Genomic DNA, 7,588 nt, shown 5'->3' on the forward strand with positions numbered 1-7,588 from the left:
CTAGGTCCTGTCCCCACGGTTGGAGACCGAACGTGACGTGTCACGCCCTCGCCGCGCGCCTTCCCGGCGCCGTCGATCCCGGGCCCCTCCTCGACGCGGCCGTACGCGGCTGGTGGCCCGAACTGCCCGGGCGGTGGCCGGTGTTGTGGAGCGACTCGGTGCCCGCGCGGTGTGCCGCGCACCGGCTGCGCAGCGAACTCCACCGGCCGCTCGACCCATCGGGCCCGGCGTTCCGCGCGGTCCTGCTGCGGTACGAGGGCGGGGGCGCCCACCTGGTGCTGGTGGCCGACCACACGGTGCTGACCCCGGCCGCGCTCCAGGACATCGCGCACGTCCTGCTCGGTCACCGTCCCGGCGCCGAAGTGGCCGTTCCGCTCGGCGGCCACGAGCCGCCGAGCGGCCCGCACCGGCCCCGTGTCGACTGGGCGACGGGCGACGAGGACGCCGGCGACCGGACGGGCGTGGTCACCGTGCCGGTGCCGGCCGGGGCCTTCGACGCCCTGGTCCTCGCCACCGCCCTGGTCCTCGCCCGCTACGAATACCGGGACCCGGGGGACGCGCTGCCCGCGTACGCCACGGTCCTCGACGACCAGGGTCCGGGGGACCCCGCCTTCAGCCACCAACTCCCGTTCCAGACGCCCTCCTTCCCGCTGACCCTCGTCCCCCGAGGCGCCACGGTCGAACTGCACCACCGGCTCCGGCACATCGACGACGCCTGCGCCGGGGCCTTCGCCCGTCACCTCACCCACGCGCACGGTCAGCTGGGCCGGGTTCCCCTCACGGAGATCGAGCTCATCCCCCGCGAGGAGGCCGAACGCCTGCTCGCGCCCCCCGCCGCGAAACCCCGGCCCGCCGCCCCCACGCGTACAGACCGCACCCGCACGGACCCCACCCGTATCGACACCGCCTTCGACGCCCGTGCCGACCGCCACCCCGACGCCCCCGCCCTCACCCACGACGGCACCACGACGACGTACGGGGCACTGCGCGAGCGCGCCGAGCGGCTGGCCGCCGGACTGCGCGCCGCCGGGGTCCGCCCCGGTGACCGGGTCGGTGTCCGGCTGGAGCGCGGCGCCGACCTGGTGGCGACGATGCTCGCGGTGCTGAAGGCGGGCGCGGCATACGTACCGATGGATCCGGCGCACCCCGAGGAGCGCCTCGACCGCACGGCGCGCGACGCGGGCGTACGGCTGGTCGTCCGGGACACCGCGCCCTACCTGGGCGCCGCGCGGACCGGCCGGCCGCGGAACCCCGCACCGCGGAACCTCACCTCGCGGGATCCCGCCTACGTCATCCACACCTCCGGTTCGACCGGCCGCCCCAAGGGGGTCGTCGTCCCCCACGCCAATGTCCTCGCCCTCCTCGACGCCACCCGCGAGGACTTCGCCCTCACCGCCGCCGACACCTGGACGTTCTTCCACTCCGCCGCCTTCGACTTCTCGGTGTGGGAGATCTGGGGCGCCCTGCTGACCGGCGCCCGGCTGGTGGTCGTGGACCACTGGGTGGCGCGCTCGCCGGAGGACTTCCACGCGCTGCTGGTACGGGAGTCGGTGACCGTCCTCAGCCAGACCCCGTCGGCCTTCGGGCAGGTGCGGGCGGTGGACCGGGGCGCGAAGGAAGGGTTGTCGGTGCGGCTGGTGGTGCTGGGCGGGGAGGCGCTGGACACCCGGCCGCTGCTCGGCTGGTTCGACCGCCACCCGGAGGACCGCTGCCGCCTGGTCAACATGTACGGGATCACGGAGACCACCGTCCACGTCACCGCGGCGACCGTCACCCGGCGCGAGGCCCTGGCCGCCTCCCGCTCGGTGGGCCGCCCGCTGCCCGGCTGGTCGGTGTCGGTACGCGACGAGCGGGGGCGCCCGCTGCCGAAGGGCGCGGCGGGGGAGATCTGGGTGGGCGGGGCAGGCCTCGCCCTCGGATACCTGGGGCGGCCCGAGCTGACGGCCGAGCGGTTCGTGAACGATCCGTACGGCCCCGGCCGGTGGTACCGCAGCGGTGACCTGGGCCGGCTGCGCGCCGACGGTTCACTGGAGCACCTGGGGCGGATCGACAGCCAGGTGAAGGTGCGCGGGTACCGGATCGAGCCGGACGAGATCCGGGCGGTGCTGCTGGAGGACCCGGTGGTCACGGCGGCGGCGGTGGTGCTGAGCGGGGACGCCTTCGAGGACGCGGCGGGGGTGCGGATCGACGCGTATGTCGTGGCCGAAGGCGACACCGGCGACGTACGCAGGCGGGCCGCGCGGCTGCTGCCCGACCACATGCTGCCGACGACCGTCACCGCCGTCCCCGTGCTGCCGCTGACCTCGAACGGCAAGCTGGACCGCGACCGTCTCCCGGCGCCGCGGAAGCCCGTGTCGGTGCCCGCGCCCACCGGAGATCTGGTGACGGCCCTCACAGGGGTGTGGGAGGAGATCCTCGGTGTCCCCGTCGGCCCGGACGACAACTTCTTCGAGCTCGGCGGGAACTCGCTCTATGCGATCCGTGTCGGCACCGCCCTGCGCGAGCGCGGGCTGCCCGCGCTTTCCCTGCGGCTGCTCTACACGCATCCGACGGTCCACGCCCTGTCGCTGGCCATGGCAGACGAATGAAGGCCCCTCACCGTGGTGAAGGGCCTTCTCATGTGCGCCGCCAGGGACTCGAACCCCGGACCCGCTGATTAAGAGTCAGCTGCTCTAACCAACTGAGCTAGCGGCGCATGACTCTCGCCTCCCGCTCCCGCGGTCGGCGACAAAAGAAATACTACCTGGTCCGGACGGGTGCTTCCGACCACCCAGGACCTGATCCGAACGACAGGCCCTAGATGGCGAGGGAGAGCAGGACGGGGGTGGCGCCGCGGTTGAGTGTGTCGGCGGCGCGGCGCAGGCGGTGGGCGTGTTCGACCGGGAGGGAGAGGGCGAGGCAGCCGACCGAGGAGCCCGCGGTGATGGGGACGGCCGCGCAGACCGTGCCGATCGCGTACTCCTGGAGGTCGAGCACCGGCACCGTGGCCGGCTGGGCGTCGAGCCGGGACAGCAGCAGCCGCTCGTTGGTGATGGTCCGCGAGGTGAGGCGGGCCATCTTGTGACGGGAGAGGTGGTCGCGCCGGGCGTTCAGGTCGAGCTGGCCGAGAAGGCTCTTGCCGACCGCGCTGGCGTGGGCCGAGGAGCGGAAGTCCACCCATTCGTTGACCGCGGGGGTCGCGGGACCCTCGGCGCACTGGGTGACGTGCACCTCGCCGTCGATGTAGCGGCTGATGTAGATCGCGGCGCCGACCGAGTCGCGCAGACGGTCGATGGTCTGCTGGAGTTTCTCGCGCAGTGCCTGGTCGCGGCCGTGGGCGGAGCCCAGCCGGCCGAGGGCGACGCCGGCGACGTACGCGCCGTCGACGACCTGCTCGACGTACCCCTCCCGGCGCAGCATCCGCAGCAGTGCGGTCAGGCGCTCCGTGTCGAGGCCCGTCTGGCGGGCCAGCTCGACGTCGGTGACACCGCCGGAGTGCCGGGCCACCGTCTCCAGGACGCGCAGGGCGTCCTGGGCCGAGTGGTACGGCGCGGTCGGCTCGTTCATCAGCGCCACGGTTTCCCCCTGCGCTTTTTGGGCCATCGATCCGGACAGCTGAGCTCCTCCACGATAACTGTCAAACGCTTGGTGGGGAGGGGCTGTTGGCGAGAAAGTCGGTGCGCTCCGGTTCGCTCAACAGGAGTGCGACACTCTGGCATATGCCGAGGTCATGGCTCAGCGGGCATGCCACATGGTCCGGACCTCGCACCTTGTCGCGTTCACTATTTGTAGTCACAGGATCGCGCTGAGGAATTCCCGGGTCCTTTCGTGCTCGGGATCGGTGAAGATCCGATCCGGCGAACCGGACTCGATGACATGGCCGGAATCGAACATCAGCACCTGGTCCGAGATGTCGCGGGCGAAATTCATCTCATGGGTCACACAGAGCATCGTGATGTCGGTGGTGTGGGCGATGTCCCGGAGGACATCGAGGACGCCCGTGACCAGCTCGGGGTCGAGCGCGGACGTCACCTCGTCCAGAAGCAGCACCTGGGGCCGCATCGCCAGCGCCCGTGCGATCGCCACCCGCTGCTGCTGTCCGCCGGACAACTGACTCGGGTAGGCGTCGCACTTGTCCGCGAGGCCCACCAGCTCCAGCAGCTCCCGGGCCCGCGCCTCGGCCTCGTCCCCGGACAGCCCGAGGACGGTGACCGGCGCCTCGGTGATGTTGCGGAGCACCTTCATGTTCGGGAAGAGGTTGAACTGCTGGAAGACCATCCCGATCTTCTTGCGGACCTCCCGGATCTGCTTCTCGGGAGCCGGGTGGAGCCGCTCACCGGCGACCGTGATCGTGCCCTCGTCGGGCTTGGCCAGCGTCATCAGCAGCCGCAGGATCGTCGTCTTGCCGGAGCCGGAAGGGCCGATCAGCGTGACGTGCTTGCCGGAGTCGACGCGGAAGTCGAGGCCGTCGAGGACGGTGTTGTCCCCGAAGCGCTTGGTGACCTTGTCGAAGCGGATCAGCTCGCCGCCGTCCACCGGCGGATTGGCCGTGTGGTCGGCCTTCTCCGCAGGGGTCGTACCTGCGGGGGTCTTGGACGTGTCGAGGGGAGTGTCAGCGGACAAGACGTCGCTCCAGGGCTCGCAGAAGGAGGGAAGCGGGACAGGAAACGAGGATGAAGGCCACGCCGATGACCGTGAGCGGCTCGGTGAACTGGAAGTGCTCCTGGGAGTACAGCCGCGCCTCACCGAGCATCTCCAGCACGGTGATCGCCATCAGCATCGGGGTGTCCTTGAGCATCGAGATGACGTAGTTGCCGAGCGCGGGCACCACCCGGCGGATCGCCTGCGGCAGGATCACCGCGGTCCAGGTGTGCCGCAGCGGCAGGTTGAGCGCCGTGGCCGCTTCCCACTGGCCGGCCGGCACGCCCTCGATACCGGCCCGGTAGACCTGCATCGTGTACGTCGAGTAGTGCAGCCCGATCGCGACGACACCGGTGGTCAGCGCGGAGAACGTGATGTTCCACTCGGGCAGCACGTAGAAGAGGAAGAACAGCTGCACCAGCAGCGGGGTGTTGCGGATGAACTCCGTGACGACCCCGACCGGCCAGCGCACCCAGCGGGTCGGCGCGCGCATCAGCAGCGCCCACACCAGGCCCAGGGCGAAGGAGATCACCGAGCCGAGCGCCAGCGCCTGGAGGGTGACCAGCAGTCCGTCCCAGAAATGCGGCATGAAGTCGCGCACCGCGCCCCAGTCCCAGTTCATGCGGCACCTCCCGTCGCACCGACGCCGGCGGCTTCCGCGCGTCGCGGTGTGGCCTTGGCGGGCTGGGGCGCCTTGCCGATCCCGGCCTTCAGCCGCCGCTCCAGCGCCCGCATCAGCCGGGTGATCACGAAGGCGATCGCGAAGTAGATCAGCAGGACGTACGCGTAGATCTCCGCGCTCTCCTGGAGCGCGAGCCGCACGAGGTTGCCGCTGAACGTCAGATCGCCCATGCCCATGATCGACACCAGGGCCGTGCCCTTGAGCAGTTCGACCAGCAGGTTGCAGAAGGAGGGGATCATCTCGGGCACCGCCTGCGGCAGCAGGATCAGCCGCATCCGCTGCCAGGGCGTGAAGCCGAGCGCGATGCCGCCCTCGCGCTGGGCGGGGTCGACGGCGTTCAGGGCGCCGCGCACGATCTCACTGCCGTACGCCCCGTAGGTCAGCCCCAGCGCCAGCGTGCCCGCCCACATCGGGACGAGTTGCCAGCCGAAGGCGAGCGGCAGCACGAAGTACACCCAGAAGATCATGATCAGGGCGGAGGTGCCGCGGAACACCTCGGTGTAGAGGCCCGCGAGGAAGCGGACGATCCACCGTCGCGAGGTGCGCGCGACACCGACGGCGAACGAGACGGCCCCGGCCACCAGCGAGCTGAGGAACAGCAGCTGGACGGTGACCCAGACACCTTTGAGTACGAGTTCCCAGAGTCCCGAGGTCATCCGCGGCAGAGCTCCTTCGCGGTCATGTCGGTCATCTCGGCCCGGGTGAACCCGAAGGGCCGCAGAACGCGGAACAACTCCCCGCTCGCCTTCAGCTTCTTCAGCTCCACGTTGAAGGCGTCGCGCAGCCGCGTCTCGGCGGAACGGAACGCGAAGCCGCCGCCGTCGACGTGCGGCTTGCCCTTCACCAGGGGCGTGAAGGGCTTCGTGCTCTCGGCCTTGCGGGACTTCCTGGCCACCTCGCGCGTGGTCAGCGCCGTCCCGGCGAAGACGTCGACACGGCCCGCCTCGACCGCGTTCAGCCCGGCGACCTGATCGGGCACGATCAGGATGTCGCTCTCCTTGTACCCGGCCTCGACGGCGTACTGGATCTCGGCGTACCCGGTGCCGGTCGCGAACCTGGCCTTCTTCGCCACGACGTCCTTGTAGTCGTGGAGGCCCTTCGGATTGCCCTTGCGCACGATGAAGGCGTCCAGCATCTGGTAGTCCGGGTCGGCGAAGACGACCTGCTGACAGCGTTCCGGGTTGATGTACATCCCCGCGGACACGACGTCGAACTGCTGCGAGTTGAGCCCGGGAATGAGCGAGCCGAACTCGGTCGGCACGGGCTGCACCCGGTCGACGCCCAGCCGCTTGAAGATCACCTTGGCGAGTTCGGGCGCCTCGCCCGTCAGTGCACCGTTCTTGTCGATGTAGCCGAACGGGATCTCACCGGCTATGCCCAGCCGTACGACGCCCTGCGCCTTGAGCCGGTCGAGGAGATCACCGCCGTTGTCGGACGCGGTGGCGACCCGGGTGCAGCCGGCGGAGCCCAGCGCACCGGCGGCACCGAGTGCGGAGACACCCGCGAGCAGTGACCGCCGACTCGGACTTCGTTTCTGCGCGTCGGTCCCGTCATTCCCGTCATTACTGAGTGGTGGAGCCATGGCCGCGCGGCTACCCGAGAGCATGCGAAGTATTCGGATCGATTTCGGCCCCGTGCGACGTCGGGTGAGGTCGAGGCGCCCTTGACTCCGGGGAGACCATGGAACGCATGGCTGATCGATTCATCGAGGTCTCGCTGGTCAAGCGCGCAGTCCACTGCACCGCGAAACTGCTCGACGACCGGGCGCCGGTCACCTGCGCGGCGGTGTGGGACGCGCTACCCCTGGGCGGCGACGTCTACCACGCGAAGTACGCACGCAATGAGATCTACGCCCTTTTCCCGCCTTTCGCGAAATCGGAGCCACCGCTGGAAAATCCGACAGTCACCCCCATTCCCGGAGACCTCTGTTATTTCGCCTTCGCGGGCACGGAACTGGGTACGAAGGCCTACGGCTACGACACCGACGTACGCCCCGGCACTACGGTCGTCGACCTGGCCCTCTTCTACGAACGCAACAACCTGCTGCTCAACGGGGACGTGGGCTGGGTCCCGGGCATCGTCTGGGGCCAGGTGACCGAGGGCCTGGAGGCGATGGCCGAGGCCTGCAACGACCTCTGGCGCTCGGGCGCCCTGGGGGAGACGCTCAGCTTCCGTCGGGCTCCGGGCCCTGCCTAGGCCCTGTCGTCACATTCCCGTCTGCCCCGCGACGCCATGCACGTACTCTCGCCGCACCGGGCACAGACCCAAGTACATCCAGTACGAGGG

7 protein-coding genes and 1 tRNA gene are annotated in these 7,588 nt (G+C 70.2%); 2 read left to right on the top strand and 6 right to left on the bottom strand.

Annotated features, from left to right (window positions below; translation table 11 throughout):
• Window positions 1–32 precede the first annotated feature (32 nt).
• On the top strand, window positions 33–2,588 hold the full coding sequence (locus tag ACZ69M_RS50870) for an amino acid adenylation domain-containing protein (RefSeq protein ID WP_470060507.1): 2,556 nt from the start codon (window positions 33–35) through the stop codon (window positions 2,586–2,588).
• 33 nt (window positions 2,589–2,621) lie between these two features.
• Here the strand turns inward: ACZ69M_RS50870 and ACZ69M_RS50875 are convergent.
• The 6 genes from ACZ69M_RS50875 to ehuB form a co-directional block, all read right to left on the bottom strand.
• A tRNA-Lys gene (locus ACZ69M_RS50875) sits at window positions 2,622–2,695 on the bottom strand.
• 101 nt (window positions 2,696–2,796) lie between these two features.
• Window positions 2,797–3,555, bottom strand: a complete 759-nt coding sequence (locus ACZ69M_RS50880) for an IclR family transcriptional regulator (RefSeq protein WP_470060508.1) — start codon at window positions 3,553–3,555, stop codon at window positions 2,797–2,799.
• Between the two features lie 216 nt (window positions 3,556–3,771).
• Window positions 3,772–4,602, bottom strand: a complete 831-nt coding sequence (ehuA, locus tag ACZ69M_RS50885) for an ectoine/hydroxyectoine ABC transporter ATP-binding protein EhuA (protein WP_470060509.1) — start codon at window positions 4,600–4,602, stop codon at window positions 3,772–3,774.
• Complete coding sequence (ehuD, locus tag ACZ69M_RS50890) at window positions 4,592–5,242, bottom strand: ectoine/hydroxyectoine ABC transporter permease subunit EhuD (RefSeq protein ID WP_470060510.1); 651 nt, start codon at window positions 5,240–5,242, stop codon at window positions 4,592–4,594. The genes ehuA and ehuD overlap by 11 nt, the downstream gene beginning before the upstream one ends.
• Window positions 5,239–5,958 carry an ectoine/hydroxyectoine ABC transporter permease subunit EhuC gene (gene ehuC / locus ACZ69M_RS50895; protein ID WP_470060511.1) on the bottom strand — a complete coding sequence of 240 codons (720 nt, stop codon included), beginning with the start codon at window positions 5,956–5,958 and terminating at the stop codon, window positions 5,239–5,241. Before ehuC ends, ehuD begins: the two co-directional genes overlap by 4 nt.
• Entirely contained in the window at window positions 5,955–6,884 is a 930-nt protein-coding gene (gene ehuB / locus ACZ69M_RS50900; RefSeq protein WP_470060512.1) for an ectoine/hydroxyectoine ABC transporter substrate-binding protein EhuB, read from the bottom strand. Before ehuB ends, ehuC begins: the two co-directional genes overlap by 4 nt.
• A gap of 107 nt (window positions 6,885–6,991) precedes the next feature.
• Here ehuB and ACZ69M_RS50905 point away from each other — a divergent pair, with 107 nt between their 5' ends.
• A complete protein-coding gene (locus ACZ69M_RS50905) occupies window positions 6,992–7,498 on the top strand; it encodes a DUF3830 family protein (protein ID WP_470060513.1) in 507 nt (168 codons plus the stop codon).
• The last annotated feature ends 90 nt before the right edge of the window (window positions 7,499–7,588 follow it).

The organism is Streptomyces sp. NPDC107454 (assembly GCF_055582885.1).